This is a genomic window from Actinoplanes sp. G11-F43 (assembly GCF_050589265.1).
Taxonomy (GTDB): Bacteria; Actinomycetota; Actinomycetes; order Mycobacteriales; family Micromonosporaceae; genus Actinoplanes.
In genome coordinates this window covers 10,816-29,185 of the sequence record NZ_JBNZCE010000039.1, presented here as the reverse complement: position 1 = coordinate 29,185, position 18,370 = coordinate 10,816, and the positions used below count along the sequence as shown (strand labels likewise).

Genomic DNA, 18,370 nt, shown 5'->3' with positions numbered 1-18,370 from the left:
TGTCCCTTCCTGCCCTGTTATGAGCAAGTAGGCGCGAAGGCTTTAGTTCGGTCAACACACATCGGCTTGTCCCGGACATACAGCAGACGGCCTGGCAAACCCAGCCCTGAAACCGGGTCCGCGAACACCTCGGGCGGGGCTGACTCGTCGACGGCCACCACCAGGTCGATGTCGCTGAACGCGTCGGCCACACCGCCACCGAGCGATCCTTCCAGCCAGACGGCTGTCACGAACGGTCGCGACGACAGCACGGTGGTCGCCGTGCTCAGCCACGTCGCTCGGGCGCTCGGTAGCCTGGGCAGCGCATCGGCCGCGGTCTGCCTGGTCATGCGGCACCGGCATCGGAGGCAACAGCGGCGGGTTGGTTTTGGTAGCCGGCCGCCTGCAGGGTGAACAGCTGGGCGTACAGCCCACCGGTAGCCATCAACTGCTGATGGGTGCCGGACTCGATCAAGTGCCCGTGCTCGAGTACGACGATGCGGTCGGCGTGGGTGACGTTAGCCAGCCTGTGGGTGATCAGAATGGTGGTCTGCCGGCCCTGCCGACTACGCAGCGCCTGGAACAGGGCATCCTCGGCGCGTGGGTCGAGCGCCGATGACGGCTCGTCCATGATCAGCAGCGGGGCGTCGCGCAGGAAGGCCCGGCTGGCGCAGATGCGCTGCCACTGGCCCCCGGACAGCTCCTGGCCGTCCTTGAACGTCTTGTCGAGCAGGGTGTCGTAGCCGTGCGGCAGGTCAAGGATCATGTCGTGCGCGGCAGCCCGTTGCGCTGCCACCTCGATGCGTTCCGGGTCGGTGTCGGCGTCGATGTCGCCCATCGCGATGTTCGTCGAGGCGCTGAACGGCCATCGATGATGATCCTGCATGGCGACCGCGACCTGACGGCGCAGCCCATCGGCGTCCCACTCACCGTAGGGGCAGCCGTTCCACAGGATCGCCCCGCTGGTCGGCTCGCGCAGGCCGGCGATCATCGCTGCTAAGGTCGACTTGCCCGAGCCGTTCTCACCGACCAAAGCGATCGTCTCGCCCGCTCGGATGGTGAACGACACCTGGTCGACCGCGGGTCGATCCCGGTCCGGGTACCGCAGGCTCACTTCGTTAACCGTGAGCTCGACCAGCCCTTCTGGCACCGGACCCGGCTCGCGGCGACTTTTCGCAGCAAGATTCGGCAGGTAGCTCGCCGCGGTAGCGAGAAAACGGACGTACTCGTTGAAGAACTGACCGCTTGAATACACCCGGTCGATCTGGAATGTCACCTGGGCCAGTGCACGCTGGGCGGCCTGCACCGCGATCACACACGTGGTCGCCGCAGCGAGCGGAATCTGGCCCCGCATCAGCAGCACACCGAGAAGCACGTACACCCCGGCCAGCGCGATACCGCCGACGAGCGCGCCGACACTCGTCGTGGTGGTGACTCGCTGCGCCACCCGCAGTTCCTCGGCGATCTGCGCACCCATCACCTTGTCGTACAGCCGCAGCAGGAAGCGGCGCAGCCCGTACGAGCGTAGCTCCGCCGCCGATTCCCGTTCGGCCATCAGCCGCTGCAGCACCCACTGTCGGCGCCGCCGCGTCGAACTCGCCAGGAAGCTCTGGAATCGCACATGCCCGGCGCGCAGCGCGGCGTACCCGGCGGGGACCGTGGCGACCAGCAACGCGAGCAGCAGCAGCGGGTGCACGGCGACCACGGCCACCGTGACGGCGATCAAACTGACCAAGCCGGCGAACAGATTCATAGTGGTCTGCACCAGGTCGATCGCGGCCTCGGTGCCCCGGGTAGCGCGTTCCATGCCCTCGGCGAACTGGTCATCGTCGAACGCCCGTAGCTCGACCGCAGTCGTGTTCTCGAACAACTCTCGCTCGACGAGCATGTGCACGCGCGGCGTCAGGCCGTTGAGGGCGTATCCGACCAGCATCCCGAGTCCGCCGCGCACCGCGGTGACCGCGGCCAGCCACACCAGGGCGGGCAGCACCGCCCGCACACGGTCCGGAGTCGGGCCTCCGGCGAACAACTCGATCAAAATCCGCTGGGTCGCCAACAGCCCGAAAGCCGCCATCGTCCCGGCGCCCACGGTCGCCACGGCCACCAACGACGTACGCAGCCGGTCCGCCCGCCACGCCACCCTTACGGCGCGCCGCATCAGTCCCGGCAGTTCGGCGAAGACCCCGAACACGCTGGCGTTCGCCCGGGCGCGTAGCCCGGTCTCCCACCAGCTCGGCCGAAACTCCGGCAGCACTTCTTGGACAGCGCTCGAGTGGCCGCGTCTGGGACCGGCTTCTCCTGCGTCGTGGCGGTCCCTTGTGGCACTGACCTGCTCGTCTCCTCCTGCCGGTTGGTCCGCTGTGTCAGACGTCGATCGGGGTGCCGGTGGCTGGTAGCTGGTCACGTCTTACGGGTACCGGACCGTCGAGAGAGTCGGCTGTCGGGCACGCGACCTCTTACGTCGTTTCGGGCATCTGATTCGTACATATGAACGACTGCCGCGTGTCGCTGGCCGGAGCGGCAGCACCTGTGCCGGAATGTGGCGGCAACGACGACGAACGCGGACCGACGTCTCGGTGATGCGCGCCGCGCGGGGGTAAGTCGCTGATGCAGATCGCGGGTATTGCGCGGACGCGACGGGAACGACGTCCGGCCGGCTTGAGGCACGAACGATCGGCGCCTTCCGGTGCAAGCAATCGATGCCGAGCCACTCGGTCTCCGAATCGGGCGAGGCGTGTTGTGTAAGTCCACGATCCGGCAACAGGCGTCGCTGGTGGAAGGTCGTTCGTGAGGAATCGAGAGGGAATCGGAACGGGCATTATCCGCTTGAGCTGCTGATACTCGTTAGTACGCCACTTGGCGCTGCGCTGTGAGCGGTTGGGCGTTCGTCTTGATGACGTGGAGGCTCGGTTGTAAGGCCACCGGTCCGCTGTCACCGTAAGGGCTCTAGCAACGCCGCGGATCGTTGTGGGAAGGGGCATGGTGACGGCCGCCCGCCGAGTACCGAACGTGCTGTCCCAACGTGCCCGGCGGCTGAGTTGCAGCCGTCAGGAGTTCGCCGATGACGTGAAGCACCCACGGTGCAAGGTAGCGACAGCGTGATGCCCGTTCCAACCAATGGGCGGTTCACCGAAGCTGCCATGCGCCGAACAGCGACACGGATTGCCGACCGGCTCGGGGTGCTCCACGACGATCTGACTCTGCTGCGGCTGACCAACAACGCGGTTCGCCCTGCCGACGGCCGGCTTGGTGATCCGCATAACCCGCTCACACGGGCTACGCCAGCGCGGCGGCAAGGTCGCCGCCCTCGGCGGTTGGTTTGCCGCCGTTCAAGCCCCAACGATTCGCCTCGGGGCCGACATTGGGCAACCCATCGAAGAGGACGGGCTGCTTGCCACGATCTGGACCTACCTGCCGCCGCGAACGCCAGCGCCCACCGTTGATGAGCTCGGACGACTGCTGAACGACTTCCACCGGCTAGGGGTTCCCCCGATTGCCCTTCCAGCTTGGGATCCTGTCGGTGACGCCCGTGCTCGCCTCGCCGACGCGGAGGCGCTCGGCGAGCGGGACAAGGAGTTCCTCCTCCAGTGGTGCGACTCCCTGGCGCACCGACTCGACAAAGCGTCAAACGCAGACACACCGGTGCTGGTTCACGGAGACGCGCATCTCGGCAACGTCCTACGCCGCCACGACGGCCAGCCGGTTCTCTGCGACTTCGACGCCACCTGCCTCGGTCCCTGGCAAGTGGATCTGACAGCGGTGCCGGTCGGCGAGGTCAGGTTCAAGCGCAGCAGCGGACATCGCGAGCTGGCGCGAGCGTACGGGCGCGATGTCACCGTCGACCAGCACTGGCCCTTGTTTCGCGAAGCAAGAGAACTGAAGATGGTCGTCGCCGCCGTGCCACTGCTGGCCTCGGCGCCGGGAGTCGCGCTGGAGTTCATTACCCGGTTGCGTTCGGTGCAGCAGAACGACGGCGATGCCCGATGGACACCGTTCGCTGACCTGCCCCGTTGATCGCGAACCATGCATGGGCGGCCTCTTGGCGAGCCGCCCGAGCGTGGTAGGCGTTCGGTGCGTGTGGACGAGGCGCTTGACGGCGGCGCAATTGGCTTTCAGGCTGCGTTGAGCTGGTGCAGGTGCTCACCGAAGGACGCCACGAGGCTGGTCAGAATCGCCTTGCCCTTTGCTGCCGTCCCAGCTGAGGGAAGGCCAATCACGCCGCTACTCGTGTAGGCCGCCATACCTTCGATAAGCAGATGAGGCCGCGCGTTGGACCGATGATCGGCAGATTCGAAGCCGTCTCGCAGTGCGTCGGGCGTGACCGCTTGCAAGATGGACACCTCGAGTTCACCGGCGTGCATGTCTTCATGGTCGTCCGTCTCGAGCTCGGCATCCTGACGTGCCTTCCGCCAGTCGTCTCGGCCCGGGAACAGAGTCATGGACTTGGGCGTCACCGCGTTCGCGGACTGGACCACGTTGCTGAGGAAGTAGTTACCTCCGTGACCGCTGATGATCGCCAGCTTGTCGATGCCCTGAGCGGAGAGGCTGGCCACCACGTCGTCGATGATTGCGCTGACGGTGCGGTGGCTCAGGCTGATAGTCCCTGGCCATGCCGCATGTTCGTGTGAGCAGGACATGGTGATCGGGGGCAGGACGAGCACGTTGTACGACGTTTCGAGTTCGCCGGCGATAGCTGACGCGACGATCGTGTCGGTGGCCAGAGGAAGGTAGCGGCCGTGCTGCTCGAAACTTCCGACGGGCAGAACCGCTATGCCAGGCTGGCGATCTCGGATGTCCGCCGTTGTGGCAAGGGTGATCAAGTCCATGATTCCGATACTGACAGTTGAGTGGCAACGGCTGCGTTGTGCTGCTGGAGGAATCTGTCGACGAGGTCAAGACCACGAAGCGGTCTGAGCGTCACAGCGACGGGGAGCAGGGCTTGCGTGACGCGTGCGGAGTCTGCCGCCCGGGACAACGCTAGCGCCTGCAACGCCGCCTCAGCGCTCTTCTCCGGTTGGCGTGACGCGTGGGTCTCTGCGAGATAGGCATACCAGATTCCGAGGTCAACCGATCCGGCTGGCTGTTCGTCCGCGAGGACGTCCGTCAGAAGCGCCGCTGCTTCCTGATGGTTTCCCAGCAGGTAGTGGCAGCGGGCTCGAATCCCGTCGATGTACCGCACGTCGCAGTGCCGGGAGATGTGGTCTTGCGGCGATGTCGAAGCGGTCTTCACACTTTGATGGGCGATCTCCAAGGCCTCCAGGCCTGACTCGTTGCCGGCTAAGGCCAGGCCCTCGGCCAGCCTCGTCAGGCACAGTGCTTGAGTGCGGGCCGGTAGAGGGCCGTATTGCAGCGCCTTGCGCGACAGGGCCACTGCCGAGGTGGGACTGCCTGCATCGAGCGCTTGCTGGCTCTGCCGCATGAGTACGTACGCCTCCACTACAGCATCGCCAGCGGCTTCCGCGCGGTGGCGTGCTCGGCGCAGCCAATCATCGCCGGGAATGCCGTTGTTGGCGCATATCCAGCTCATGAACTCGGACCAGCGCGCATCTGCCACGGTCAGTAGTCCGGCCAGTTCGGAATCCTGCCGGCGGAGCGCTTCCAGGCTTTGCATCTGCTTAGCCGCCAACGGTCGGACGGCGCTCCACCCCAGGGACTCAGCCAGTGACGCAAGGTTGTCCAGCAGGACTAGCCATGGACCACTCACCGGTCCGCCGACAGCGAAGGCTATGAGCGGATCAGCGCCTTCCGGTAGACCGACGTCGTCGGGCCGGCCGGCAGTGAGCGAATCCGCCGGCGGTGCGAACTGCTCAACACGCCGTGTGGCAGGGCCTGACTCGGCGAAGATGGCACGAGAATTGACAAAGCCCAGCTCATCGTCGGTCGCGGCACCAAGAACCTTTCTGAGTGCTGCACGCCGCTCGGAGCCCGGCCAGCTAACCACGCCCCTTTCTATCTTGCCGATGTCGTTGTCGTTCAAGGAGTGCAGACGCGGCAGATGCTGGTTCGCCGCGTCTGCGAGTGCCTGCCGCGTGAATTGAAGACGGGTGCGCGCCACGCGGAACCGTTCGTTGCGCTGAGGTTCGGTTCGCGCCACCGCCGCTCCTTCCCAGTCCGGATGGCGTCGGTCACAGTCCGGAAATGGTCCCAAAGACCGTGCGAAGGGCACAACCCGCTGAACAGGGACGGCTGGCGGCGAGGCGCGGTTCGATCAGACGACGGTCGGTCGGTCGTTGCGGTCGACCTCCTCAGAGTTCTGCACGAACGTCTGCTGGGAGACCGGCTCGAGGATCGCGGTGTCGTGGAACTGCCGGAGGGTGGTCGAGCCGCAACTGATCATCGTCGACCGGATCTTGGCGAGGGTGACCTTCACGGTGTCGGCCAGGGCGCCGGAGTAGTTGACGTACCCATCGACACCCTCTTCGAAGACCATGTCGCCTTGCCCGTACCGGGCGGCGTTCCGAGCACGGGAACTGCCCTCGCCCCAATACTCCTTGAGGACCTGGCCGCCGGCGCCGCGGACCTTCGGAGCCGGGCTCTCGTCGAAGCGGGCGAAGTAGCGGCCGAGCATGAGGAAGTCCGCGCCGAAGGCGTACGCGATGGCCATGTGGGAGTCGTGGATGATGCCGCCGTCGGAGCAGACGGGCACGTACATACCGGTCTGCTCTGCGTAGGCATCACGTGCGGGGACGATTTCGGCGAGGGCGGTCGCTTGGCCGCGGCCGATGCCCTTCTGGTCGCGGGTGATGCAGATGCTGCCGCCACCGATGCCGACCTTGACGAAGTCCGCGCCGGCCTCGGCGAGGTAGCGGAAGCCGCGAGCGTCGACGACGTTGCCGGCCCCGATGCGGACGGTGTCGCCGTACCGCTCGCGGACGAACTCGATGACGCGGTGCTGCCAGACGGAGAAGCCGTCGGAGGAGTCCAGGCAGAGCACGTCGGCACCGGCTTCGACCAGTGCCGGGATCCGGTCGGTGAAGTCGCGGGTGTTAACGCCGGCGCCGACACGGAACCGTTTGTCGGCGTCGACGGACTCGTTGCGGAACTGCTCGTGCAGCTCGTAGTCGCGGCGTTGCACCAGGGCGGTCAGCTGGCCGGTCGCATCGACGATGGGGAGTACATCCTGCCGGGAGTCCCAGAGCAGGGAGTTGGCCTGTTCGAGCGACGTCCCTTGCGGTGCGGTGATGAGGCCCGCGACCGGCACCATCCGCGACTCGACATTGTCGCTGGGCTGGTGGCGGTGGAAGTTGTAGTCCCGGCCGGTGATGAGCCCGAGGAAGCGGCCTGACGGTGTGCCGTCGTCGGTCACCACAACGACGTCGAGGCCGGTCTCCTTCATCAGCAGGTCGGCCTCGTGGAGCGTGGCCGACGGTTTGATGTTGACGTCGTTGTGCCGGAAACCGGCCTTGTGACGTTTGACGGTGGCAACCATGGCGGCCTGCTCGTCGATCGGCTGGTTCTGGTGCAGGAAGGACAGACCACCGACCTGGGCGAGGGCGATCGCCAGGCGGGGTGAGGACACCGCGCCCATGATCGCGCTGACCATCGGCGTCGCGATACGGATCGGCGACTGCTCCCCGACCGCGTGCCGGACCAGAGGCGTGGACAAGTCGACCCGGTCGGGGGTGCAATTTTCGTCGGTGAGATTCGGGAGAAGCAGGTACTCACCGAAGGTGCGGGAGGTCTCGGACAGGATCCGCACTGCTGCACTCCTTGACAGTCGATTCGCTGATGTTTGCGCTGGCTGAGCTGGTAATCGGGTGACATTACCAGCCGTAGTGGTTCGGGAAGAATCGCACATATCACCTGGACGGATGACCGTTGTCCGCGTCGGTGGCGGTGGTGGTGGTCACGTCTGGCTGAGGCGTGCGTAGTCGGCCGCCGCGATCGGCAGGTCGAGCGCGGGGTGCATCAGTCCGGTGTTGATGTCCCGCCAGAAGCGGGACAGCGGGTGGCTGGCGTCTACCGCCACGGTGCCCCCTGTGCGGAACAGCATGGCGGTGGTTTGGGCGATGAGGTCGGCGGCGGTGGCGTGGTAGACCCGGCATCGTAGGGTCGCTTCGTCGTCGAGACCATCGGTGTCGGCGAGGTGAGCGGCGTGGGACAGCATCGCCTCGGCGGCGCCAAGGTAGCCGACTGCCTGTCCGAGTTCCCGGGAGGTGCTGTGTTCGCCACCTCGTCGGGTTCGTCGGAGGTGCCGCCAGGTCTCCAGCATGCCCTGCGCAGCGCCCAGCAGCGGTGCGGCGAAGAAGAGACCGAACACCGCCTCGTGCGGCACCGACCGGCCCGCCGTGTGCTGCCCTTGGATGAGCTGCTGGCGCGTGAAGGAGTGGCTCTGCGGGACGAACGTCTGCTCGACCAGCACGGTGTGGGTGCCGGTAGCGCGCATTCCTACCGCGTTCCACGTGTCGTGGATGGCGCATGCCTTCTGCGGAACGAGCATGAACCGCTGCTCGTCACCGCTGGTGGTGGAGAGCAGTGCCCACTGGCAGTGCGTGATGCCACTGACATAGAGCCACTGTCCGTCGAGCAGCCAGCCGCCGTCGACGGGTGTGGCAGTACCGGCCGGGCGAAGCGTCGCGGCGATCATCACGTCGGGCCCGGCGGCCCACAGGTCACGTTGTCCCGCGGCCGGCAGGTGGGTCGCCATGCGTGCTGCTGATGTCATCAGGGAGGCGCACCAGCCGGTGGACGGGTCGGCGCGGCCGAGCTGGATGAGCGGTGCGAGGGTGTCTGCGAGCTGCCCGTCGGCACCGCCGAGGTTCTCGGGCACGAAGTGCCTGAGCAGGCCACTGTGGTGAATCCCGTCGACAACTTTCCGAGGCAGGCCGTCCCGTGTAGCGGGCGTCGGTGCCGACTGGCTGGACGGCTTACCGGCGTCGTCGTCGTTGGCCTGGTTTGCAGGCGCGGATGCGGATACCGCGTGCTCTGCTGCGGCGGTCGCGGCGCGCGTGACGTCGATGCCGTTCACGGCCGGTCTCCCTCCGACGTCGCCGCCGGGTGTTCCGGCGTCACCGGTTCGAGGAAGATGACGGGGATGACGCGAGAGATCCGGCTCTGGTAGGAGTCATAGTCCGGCCAGCGGGCGGTCATGATCGCCCAGCACGTCAGGCGTTCCACGCCGGCCACGGGGCGGGCACGGGCCTCGATGACCTGGTCGACTACCTGGATGGTGACGGGTGGGTTCTGCAGCAGGTTGAGGTACCAGTCGGGGTGGTCGTTAGCTCCGGCGTTGGAGGCCACAACCAGGTAGCCGCCGTGGTGCCTGCCGTAGATCAAGGGGGTGCGGCGCGGTAGGCCGGTCTTTCGGCCTGTGGTGGTCAGCAGCAGGGTGGGGGCGCCGTTCCACAGTTGTCCTTGTTGGCCGCCGGTCGCGGCGTAGGTGCGGGCGTGTTGAGCGATGACCGGGGTGCGGCTGTCGGTGGGCGAGATGCCGGGGGCGGTCATGGTCGGCGCTCCTGTGCTGTCGTGGGGCGTGTGCTGGGGTGATGGCAATGCCGGTGCGGTGCGGTGTGGCGTTGGCTGAGCCGCCGATGTGGGGCAGTCGGTGGGGGCGACCGGCGTTGTCAGTTCGGCGACCACACCGTGCGTGCCCAGTCGAAGTAGGCGGCGCTCCACCGGGCACGTTCGTCTGCTGGTAAGGCGAGGTGACCGCCGAATCCGGCGCTCCATTCGTTAGCGATGGGTCCGTCTTCGGTCAGCAGCCAGTCGACTTGCAGGCATGATGCGTCGAGACTTTCCGCGACGCGGATGCTGTCTGCCGTCATGCGGGTGGCGGCCGTACCACCGCTGCCGGCGCCGCCTTGACTGGTACCGGCTTGGTAGGAGCCGGGCGCGGGGCGGCGGTGTTCGCTGGCCACGACCTGGCCGGCAACGACGAACACCCGGAGGTCTCCGTCGTTGGGCAGGTAGGGCTGGACGATGTACGCCGTGCCTGACTGCGCGGTGAGGTCCAGTCCGGCGGCCAACTGTTCACGGGTTTCGGCCTTCAGGACTCCGAAGCCCATGCCCATTTCCCGGGGCTTGAGGATGTAGGGGCCCGCTCCGATTTCCGCGTCGATTAGCGGGAGCGCCGTTCGGGCGTACCGGCCGAACGGGACGGCCACCGTCCTCGCGGCGGGCAGGCCGAGGCGCCGGGCGTGCTGGCTGATTGCCAGCTTGTCGGTTGTCAGGTATTCCGGGGCGCCGAAGGCCTGGTTGAGCAGGATCGAGTCGCTGGCCCTCACGGTGCGGTGGATCGCGGTCAGGTGACGATGTGCCTGGGGGTCCCAGCTGAAGTCGTCGACTTGGAACAGTTGCCGGTTCTGGAGCAGGTCGCTGCCGTGATGCCAGAGTTGCGGCCGGTCGCCGCAGCCGGGTATCAGCTCGTGGTGTGGGATGGCCCGGTAGCGGAAGCCGGCCCTACCGGCGTCTTCGGTGGAGGCGTCGACCATCCGTTGGATGGCCCGCTCGAGGAAGGCGGGATCGAAGTCGTCAGGCCGGTAGACGACTGTCAGCCAGGGATCCTTCTTCATGTCGTCCTCCATGCAAGATCTCTCGCCGCGCGGCCGTGGGCGGCAGGCGCCACGCCGGCGCTTGCCGGGCCGCGGACTACCGGAGCCAGGCCGCGGCGAAGGGGCCGGATGCCATCAGCTGTCATCGCTGGTCAGCGTGGAGAGGCCGTCGAGGTATCCGATCAGTTCAGCGGTGACGAGCATGCTTTCGTGATCTCCCGGGATGGTGATGGCGGAAAGTTCACGGCTGTAGGGCTGCCAGGTGGCTACGGCGTCGTCGTGGTCGGGCGTGCCCGTCTGCGGGATGTAGAGGGTCATCCGGCCCACCGTGGTGGTGGGTTGCCAGGCCGACATCGCCGCGTGGTCGGTCAGCCGCATCACCATTTGGCTCAGGAGTTGCGGGTCGGGCTGGCCGGGCCCGGCCGTTGCGAGCAGATCGACGAGTGCTGCCGCGCGTTGTTCGACGGGCAGCTGGTCGGTCGCGGCGAGCGCGTCGACGACCGTAGTGCGGCGCTGGTGGGGGCAGGCGTTGTGGATGTGCGAGATCAGGACGTCGTGGGGGTTGCGGGGTTGTTCGGCCCGAGGTGGGTCGAGCAGGATCACCTGGTCGATCCGATCGCCGTCGCCGTCGGCGTGCGCCTGGCGGGCGATTTCGTATGCCAGGGGCCCGCCCAGGCACCAGCCGCCGACGGCGTACCGGCCGTCGGGTTTGGCCGCCCTGATCAGGGCCAGGTAACGGCTGGCCAGGTCCTGCATCGTTGTGTCGACGCAGGCGCGGTCGCGGGGAATGCCGTAGCACTCCCAGCCGGGGCCGAGGCCGTTGACGAGGGGGAGATACCAGTCGAGCAGCCCGCCGACCGGGTGGATCAGGAACAGGGTCCGGCGTGCCGGACCGGCCGCGGCGCTGGTGAGGGGGGCGAGCCTGGCGGCGGCTTCGAGCTCGGCGGCGAACCGGTCAGCGACTTGGGCTGCCTGCGCCGGGTCGAGCACGGTCGGGTCGACGGAGAAGCGGCAGGTGACGGTGCCGTCGATGTCGGGGGCGACGGTGAGGTCGAACGGTGTCGGCAGCACGTTGCTCGCGCCGATCGTGGCGCCCTCAGGAGCGGCGACGGGCTGCAGGAGCCAGCCGGTCGAGTCGGCTGGTTGTCCGAGGTAGTTGAAAGTGATCTGCGGAAGAGCGGCGGCAGCCAGCTGTTGGTACAGCGCCGAGCCCGGGTTGCGCAGCACCGCTTCACCGAACCCGGCGGCGGCGTCTGCGGCGGTGGAGGTCTGCCGGTGGATGCTGGTGGCCACGTCGACGAGCCGGGCCGCCAGCCCGTCGTCAACGGTGAACAGGGCCGGATGCAGCGAGGTCAGCCAGCCGACGGCGTGGTCGGCGCCTCGGGTGCCGGCTTCGCCGCGGCCGTGGCCTTCCAACCACAGGTAGAGGCCGATGCCGGTGCTCGACGGCGTAATCGCTCGCTTGAGGGCGGCGAGCAGAACCGCTTGGGCGGTGATGCCGTGCAGACGCGGCACCTCGAGGCGCAGGTACGTGCCAGCCCGGGCCGACAGCGGCCGGGTGAGTTGGATCCGCTCGGCGAGCGTGGCCGTGCTAGGCCGGCCGGTGCTGAGGCGTGGCGTGGCGGCTGCCGCCAGCGCCTCCCAACGGCGTAGATCAGGCGCCGCCTGGACGGTGGCGGGGCTGTCGAGTGACGGTAGGCCGGGTGCCGAGCCGTGCGGCAGCGGGAGCCCGTCGGTGAGCAGCCGGTACGCGTGCTCGATATCAGCGGCGAGGATCTGCCAGGACACCACGTCGACGATGAGGTGGTGGGCGATCAGGTAGAGCCAGCGCTCCCCGGTGGGGTCGTGCACGATGGTGAACATCGCCAAGCGGCCGTCGGCGATCCGGATCTGCTCGTGCAGGCCGCGCAAGGCCGTGTCGAGCTGCTCAGCGGCTGGCGTGCCGGTGTCGGCCGGCAGGGTGTGTTCGCGAATCAGGTCGGGAAGGGCTTGGTCGGCCAGGACCGCAGTCCACGTGCCTGCGGTGCGGGTGAATCGGGTGCGGAAAGCATCGTGCCGGTCGGCGGCCCAGGCCAGCGCTTCCCGGAGGCGGGCCAGGTCGCAGTGGGCGGGGATCCGGAACAGCCGGGCCTGGTGGAAGTGGTCGGGGTCGGCCAGGCCCAGGTTGAAGAACCATTCCTGGATCGGTGTGGTGGCCAGGGTCGTGCCGGCGGGGCGCCGGTCGGTGACCGTGATGCCCGCTGATGCGGGGCGGTTGGCCAGCAGGATGTCCAAGGCACGGACGGTGGGCGCCGCGAGCAGGTCGGCGACGCTGACGGTGACACCGAGGGCGGTGATCCGGGTCGCGGCCTGGATGGCCTGCAGCGAGTCACCGCCCGCGGCGAAGAAGTCGTCGTCGATGCCGAGGGCCGGTTGCTGCAGGACGTCACGCCACACCTGGGCCAGCAGCCACTGCTGGTCGGTGGACGGCCCGTGTTCCGGCTCCGGGCCGTCGGCTGCGGGGAGCGCGGCCAGTTCCTTGGTGTCGATCTTCCCGGTCGAGGTTCGCGGGAGCTGGTCGGCGACTACGAACACGGCCGGGATCATGTAGGTCGGCAGCCGCTGCGCCAGCCAGGCACGCAGCCGTTCCCCGAAGCCGATGTGCGAACCCGGGGTGGCGGCATACGCGACCAGGCGGGCGCCGTCGCCGTGGACGAGCACGGCCGCGTCGCTGACATCGGGGTGGGCGCGCAGTTGCGTGGTGATCTCACCGAGTTCGACCCGGAAGCCGCGGATCTTCACCTGCTCGTCGGTGCGGCCGAGGATCTCGAAGCCGGTGTCGGTGAGCCGGGCCCGGTCGCCGGTGAGGTAGAGCCGCTGGCCGGCGAACGGCCCGGCGGCCGGGGTGACGAAACGTTGGCCGGTGAGATCCGGGCGCCGGTGGTATCCGGCGGCGACGCCGGGCCCGCCGATGACCAGCTCGCCGACAGCGCCGGCCGGGGCCAGGTTGCCGGCCGGGTCGAGAACGGCGACGGTGTAGTTGACCAGCGGCCCGCCGACGGTCACCCGCGAGGTCAACCCGGGTGCCGCCGGGTGCAGCCGCTGCGCCGTGCACCAGACGGTGCCTTCAGTCGGCCCGTACTCGTGATCCAACGCGACGGTGGGCAGCAGTTCCGCGTGCATACGTACGTCGTGCGGTGTGCACGCCTCGCCGCCGACGGCGACGACCCGGAGGTGGGGTCGCCAGCCGGCGGGAACCGCGGTCAGCCACTGCCGGTAGAACGAGGCGGTGAAGTTGACGTGTGTGATCCCCGCGGTCTCGATCAGCACGCGCAGCGCGCCGGGGTCGTGGACCTGATCGGGGCTGTCCGGGAAGACGACCGTGCCGCCGGACCACAGCGTCCACATCATCATGTGCGGGCCGACGTCGAAGATGGCCGGGAGGGTGATCAGTGTGGTGACCGGCTCGGCGCCGGTGCCGGCGTCGTGCAGGAATCGGGTACGGGCGTGAATGGCCGTGCACGCGTTGCCGTGCGTCGCCACGACGGCTTTCGGCTTGCCGGTCGACCCGGAGGTGTAGACCAGGTAGGCGCCGTCGCCCGGTTCGACCGGTCGTGGTGCGGGCGCGCCCGGAGCGTCGAGTGGAGGGAGGTCGTCGGCGGCGATCACCGTCCTGGCTCCGACGGCGTCGGGATCCAGAACCGTGGGACCGGTGGTGATGATGATCCGGGTGCCGGCGTCGGTGAGGATCTCGCCGGTGCGGGCGGCGGGATGGCCGGGATCGAGGCAGACGTACAGGGCTGCGCTGCGCAGCACGGCGAGGATGGCGGTGATCAGGTCGGCGCCGGGCGGACAGGCGACAGCGACCACGTCACCGGCGCGTACCCCGGCGGCGGCCAGATGCGCCTGGAGGACGGCGGCGCGTTCGTCGAGGTCGCGGTAGGTCCACCGAGCGCGGCGGTGGAGCACGGCGATCGCGTCGGGTTGTGCGGCCGCGGCCGCGGCGAACCCCGCGTGCAGCGTGTCGTGCGGCAGCGGCTCCTGCCGGCCCTCGCTGGCGGCGAGGATGCGGCGGATTTCGTCGGCGCCGAGCAGGTCCAGGTGCCGGACAGCCCGGTCGCTGCTGTCCGGCAGCAGGCCGAGGATCGTGGCGAAACCGGACAGCAGCCGGTCGGCGGTGGCCCGGTCGAACAGGTCGGTGTCGTACTCCCACAGGACCGTCATGCCGCCGGCGCCGGTGCCGTCGTGGTCCGGGTCGGGGACACAGACCACGTTGACGTCGCCCTTGGCGGTGGCATTGTGCTCGATGACGAGCTGCGCCTGCACAGGCTCCATCTGCAGCCGGGGCCGGGGCGTGTCGTGAAACGCGAACATGACGTTGAACAGCGGATTGTGGCCGGGATCGCGAGGCCGGTCCAGGTGGGCCAGGAGGTCGAGCAACGGAAGTTCCTGGTGGTCCTGGGCGTCGAGCAGCATCGCCATCGTCGCGTTCAACAGTTCGGCGACCGAGGCGTCCGGGTCGACGTAGACGCGCAGCGGCAGCGCGTTGACGAACATGCCGAGCAGCGCGGCGGTGCCCGGCAGACGTCGGTTGGCCAGGGCCGAGCCGATGACGATGTCGCTGCTGCCGGTGTGCTGCCACACCTGCACCGCGAACGCGGACAGGAACACCGCGAACCGGCTCACGCCGTGCCGGGCGGCGAGCTCGTCGAGGCGTTGCACGACGACGGCGGGGATGTGCGTGTCGATCCGGTCACCGCGAAACGACCGGACAGCCTGGCGGGGCCGGTCCGGGGTGAAGGTCGCGCCCTCGGCAGGGCAGCCGTCGAGCCGGCCGGTCCAGTAGTCGGTGTAGGCGGTGAAGTCCGCGGTGGTGCGCCACCGCTCGTACCAGCAGGCGTAGTCGCGGTACTGCACCGCCAGCGCCGGCAGCTCCGGATCGCGGCCCTCCACGATCGCGGTGTAGATGTCACGTAGCTCGGTCAGGAACAGCTGCGCTGACCAGCCGTCGTGGGCGAAGTGATGCTCGACCTGCAGCAGCCGCCACCGGTCCTCGGCGAGCCGGAACAGGTGCCAGCGGACCAGCGGCAACGCGGCGATGTCGAAACCGACGCCGACGGCGGCCTGCATCCGGCTCGCCAGGGCCGCGTCGCGGTCCGCCTCTTCGAGGCCGGACAGGTCGACCAGGTCGATCGTGGCGTGCCAGGGCGGGTGCACGACCTGGATCGGACCGGTCGCGCTGTCGTGGAAGGTGGTCCGCAGGATCTCGTGCCGCGCCACGATGCTGGTCAGCGCCGCCTGCAACGCGTCGACGTCGACCGGCCCGTGCAGTTGCAGGGAGAACTGGGTGTTGTAGGCGCGGGCGTCCGGCGCCAGCTGGGTCAACACCCAGATCTGTGCCTGCTGCCCGCTCAGCGGATAGCCGCCGTGCGGCTCGCTGCTACCGGCTTCGATCATCCGGGCCGCCGGAGTCGCCTCCCGGACCAGGCCGGCGACATCCGTGATCGTCCGTGCGGCGAACAGCGCGCTGATCGGCACGTCGACCCCGTGGTCGGCGGTGATCGCAGCGGCCAGTCTGATCAGCGCCAGCGAGCTGACGCCCAGCTGCGCCAGCGGCGCAGTGGGCGCCAGGCGCGGGACGCCGAGGATGGTGGCAGCCCGGGCGGCGAGGCCGCGCAGCAGGACGTTGCCGTCCGCGTTGACGTCCTCCGGGTCGTGCACCGTGCTGGCCGGGCCGGGTAGTCGACGGTGGTCGATCTTTCCGGCTGGAGTGCGGGGAAGCTCATCCAGGACGACGTACGCGGCGGGCACCAGATACGACGGCAGCCGGCCGCGCAGGAACCGGTCGCAGTCGCCGATGAGCGTGGGGTCGTTGGCGCCGACACGGTGCAGGCCCGGGATCGGGACGAGGTAGGCGATCAACGCGGCAGCGTCACCGCCGTCCGACGCAGGCCGCGGAGCGACATGCGCCTGCATGATCGCGGGATGGCCCATCAGGACCGTTTCCACGTGCCCCGGCTCGACCCGGTGCCCGCCGATCTGGACCTGCCGGTCGGCACGCCCGAGGAACACGAAGGTCCCGTCCGGCGCCTGCTCGACCAGGTCGCCGGTGCGGTAGCCGCGCTCCCCGTCGACCGTGACGAACCGCTGCGCGGTCAGGTGATCACGGCGAAAGTAGCCGATGGCGAGGTTCGCGCCGGTGATGACCAGCTCCCCCGACCGGGCGGGCCGGCCGTCGGCGTCCAGGATCCGGTAGCCGGTGTTGCGGACCGGCGTGCCGATGCTCATCGGCGCCCGCTGTCCGGTGTCTCTGTCGTAGACCACGGCGTAGCTGGAGCAGACGCACGCTTCCGTCGGCCCGTACTCGTTGACCAGCGACACCCCGGGCACCGCCGCGGCATGTCGGTCGATCAGGGCAGGGCTCCACCGTTCACTGCCGATGCCCACGGTGGTGAGGCTGGCCGGGGGCTGTGCGGCGATCCGGTCGAGGAAGGCGCCGTACAGCGACGCCGGATAGATCAGGTGGGTGGCTTTGTGCCGGTTGATCAGGTCGACGGTACCGACGACGTCCGCCAGCGGCACCGCTTCGATGATCAACGCTCCGCCGGTCAGCAGGGTCCAGAACAGCACCCCGGTGGTGAGGTCGAACGCCGGCGAATGCAGCAGCGGCACCCGCCCGGCCCGGCCGTACACGTCGCTGCGGGCAGCGGTCGAGTTCAGCAGAGCCGTGTGCGGCACCACCACCCCTTTCGGGGCGCCGGTGGACCCAGAGGTGTAGATGACGTACGCCGCAGCTGACGGCGCCCCGGATACCTCGGCGGCCGGGGTGTCGAGCAGATCGGGGTAGGCGCACACCCGCGCATTGGTCCCGGCCCGGATGCGCTCGGCGCGGTCGGCATTGGTCACCACCAGCACCGGGCGCGCTTCCTCGATGACCTGCTGGACGTAGCTGTCGGGAGCCTGCGGATCGAGCGGCAGGTAGGTGCCGCCGGCCGCGAGCACGCCCAGTACCGTCGCGACGAACTCGGCAGACCGGTCGAGGATTACCGCCACGACCGGATCGCCGGTGGTGGGCAGGCCGCTGCGGATCAGGCCGGCAGCCACGGCGTGGGCGGCGCCGGCCAGGTCGTCGTACGTCCAGGAACGCGCCGAGGTGATGATCGCCGGCTCGGAGGCATACGACTGGAAGGCCGCACTCAACGCTTCCGCAACGGTGGGCGCGTCGACGGGGGACGGTAGTCGGACGATCACGACGAGGCTCCAGTGCGAGAGGCGGTTCGAGCGGCGGCGATACGGGCGTACAACTGCGTCCGGGCTGCCGGGCTGAGCCGGGCGCTGACGTGCCGGTCGAAATGCAGCAGGTAGGCGAGTCGCTCAGCCGGTGGTGTGTCGGGCTGGTCGGCGAACAGCAGATCGTGCGGGGTCATCGTGCGCACGGCGAACATCGGTTCGGGACTGCGCATCACCGGCAAGGCACGGTTGTGCACGCTGCCGACCGTGCTGGCCGGGTGGAACTCGCCGAGCATCAGACCGTGCTCAGCGAGCTCGTTACGCAGCAGCCTGTGTCCACCGTCGATGAAATCGGCGGCGCGATCCGCCGGTAGGTCGGGGAAGAAGGCGAGCAAGGTGGTATCGGATCGGTCCGATTCCTCGGCGAGTTCGCTGAACAGCCGCATCAACAGCCGGCCGGTGAGGACCGCCTGGTCGCTCGTGTAGGCCGGCACGTGGACCGTGACCATCCACACCACGCGAGCGCGCAGCGCCGGCGCCAGCCGGGGGCAGACCGCCCCCGGCCGGCCCAGCTCCGGATGCGGCTGGGTGACGAACTCGTCCAGCCAGCGCAGCCCGGCCGCGTACTGCGGCCACCGGCCGACCGCCTCGTCGACGTCGCAGGCCCGGATCAAGGACCCGGTGACAACCGA

10 protein-coding genes and 1 pseudogene are annotated in these 18,370 nt (G+C 68.7%); 1 reads left to right on the top strand and 10 read right to left on the bottom strand.

What is annotated here, in order from left to right; all coding sequences use genetic code 11:
- Nucleotides 1-17 precede the first annotated feature (17 nt).
- The gene (locus ACQ0O7_RS36010; RefSeq protein WP_430789166.1) at nucleotides 18-329 is read right to left on the bottom strand and encodes a nucleotidyltransferase domain-containing protein; all 312 of its coding nucleotides are present in this window, start codon (nucleotides 327-329) and stop codon (nucleotides 18-20) included.
- Entirely contained in the window at nucleotides 326-2,383 is a 2,058-nt protein-coding gene (locus tag ACQ0O7_RS36005) for an ABC transporter ATP-binding protein (protein WP_430789164.1), read from the bottom strand. Before ACQ0O7_RS36005 ends, ACQ0O7_RS36010 begins: the two co-directional genes overlap by 4 nt.
- Nucleotides 2,384-3,077: 694 nt before the next feature.
- Here ACQ0O7_RS36005 and ACQ0O7_RS36000 point away from each other — a divergent pair.
- Nucleotides 3,078-3,993 (top strand): annotated as a pseudogene (locus ACQ0O7_RS36000) (phosphotransferase).
- A 98-nt stretch (nucleotides 3,994-4,091) separates the two neighbouring features.
- On the opposite strand, the gene ACQ0O7_RS35995 reads toward ACQ0O7_RS36000, so the two are convergent.
- From ACQ0O7_RS35995 to ACQ0O7_RS35960, 8 genes are all read right to left on the bottom strand, one after another.
- A complete protein-coding gene (locus ACQ0O7_RS35995; protein ID WP_430789162.1) occupies nucleotides 4,092-4,805 on the bottom strand; it encodes a creatininase family protein in 714 nt (237 codons plus the stop codon).
- On the bottom strand, nucleotides 4,796-6,073 hold the full coding sequence (locus tag ACQ0O7_RS35990; RefSeq protein WP_430789160.1) for a hypothetical protein: 1,278 nt from the start codon (nucleotides 6,071-6,073) through the stop codon (nucleotides 4,796-4,798). Before ACQ0O7_RS35990 ends, ACQ0O7_RS35995 begins: the two co-directional genes overlap by 10 nt.
- 114 nt (nucleotides 6,074-6,187) lie before the next feature.
- Nucleotides 6,188-7,678: an IMP dehydrogenase gene (locus ACQ0O7_RS35985; protein ID WP_430789158.1), complete on the bottom strand. Its 1,491-nt coding sequence runs from the start codon at nucleotides 7,676-7,678 to the stop codon at nucleotides 6,188-6,190.
- A gap of 147 nt (nucleotides 7,679-7,825) precedes the next feature.
- Entirely contained in the window at nucleotides 7,826-8,947 is a 1,122-nt protein-coding gene (locus tag ACQ0O7_RS35980) for an acyl-CoA dehydrogenase family protein (protein WP_430789155.1), read from the bottom strand.
- Nucleotides 8,944-9,423 (bottom strand): nitroreductase family deazaflavin-dependent oxidoreductase, encoded by a 480-nt coding sequence (locus ACQ0O7_RS35975; RefSeq protein ID WP_430789153.1) that lies wholly within the window; start codon nucleotides 9,421-9,423, stop codon nucleotides 8,944-8,946. Before ACQ0O7_RS35975 ends, ACQ0O7_RS35980 begins: the two co-directional genes overlap by 4 nt.
- A gap of 119 nt (nucleotides 9,424-9,542) precedes the next feature.
- Complete coding sequence (locus ACQ0O7_RS35970; RefSeq protein ID WP_430789151.1) at nucleotides 9,543-10,502, bottom strand: ATP-grasp domain-containing protein; 960 nt, start codon at nucleotides 10,500-10,502, stop codon at nucleotides 9,543-9,545.
- Nucleotides 10,503-10,604: 102 nt separating this feature from the next.
- Nucleotides 10,605-17,699 (bottom strand): amino acid adenylation domain-containing protein, encoded by a 7,095-nt coding sequence (locus ACQ0O7_RS35965; RefSeq protein WP_430789149.1) that lies wholly within the window; start codon nucleotides 17,697-17,699, stop codon nucleotides 10,605-10,607.
- Nucleotides 17,696-18,352: a DUF6875 domain-containing protein gene (locus ACQ0O7_RS35960; RefSeq protein ID WP_430789147.1), complete on the bottom strand. Its 657-nt coding sequence runs from the start codon at nucleotides 18,350-18,352 to the stop codon at nucleotides 17,696-17,698. The genes ACQ0O7_RS35965 and ACQ0O7_RS35960 overlap by 4 nt, the downstream gene beginning before the upstream one ends.
- Nucleotides 18,353-18,370: the final 18 nt, after the last annotated feature.

Coding starts and splice junctions, on each gene's coding strand:
- ACQ0O7_RS36010 (WP_430789166.1), bottom strand. CDS start 329: ATGACCAGGCAGACCGCGGCCGATGCGCTGCCCAGGCTACCGAGCGCC.
- ACQ0O7_RS35995 (WP_430789162.1), bottom strand. CDS start 4,805: ATGGACTTGATCACCCTTGCCACAACGGCGGACATCCGAGATCGCCAG.
- ACQ0O7_RS35975 (WP_430789153.1), bottom strand. CDS start 9,423: ATGACCGCCCCCGGCATCTCGCCCACCGACAGCCGCACCCCGGTCATC.
- ACQ0O7_RS35970 (WP_430789151.1), bottom strand. CDS start 10,502: ATGGAGGACGACATGAAGAAGGATCCCTGGCTGACAGTCGTCTACCGG.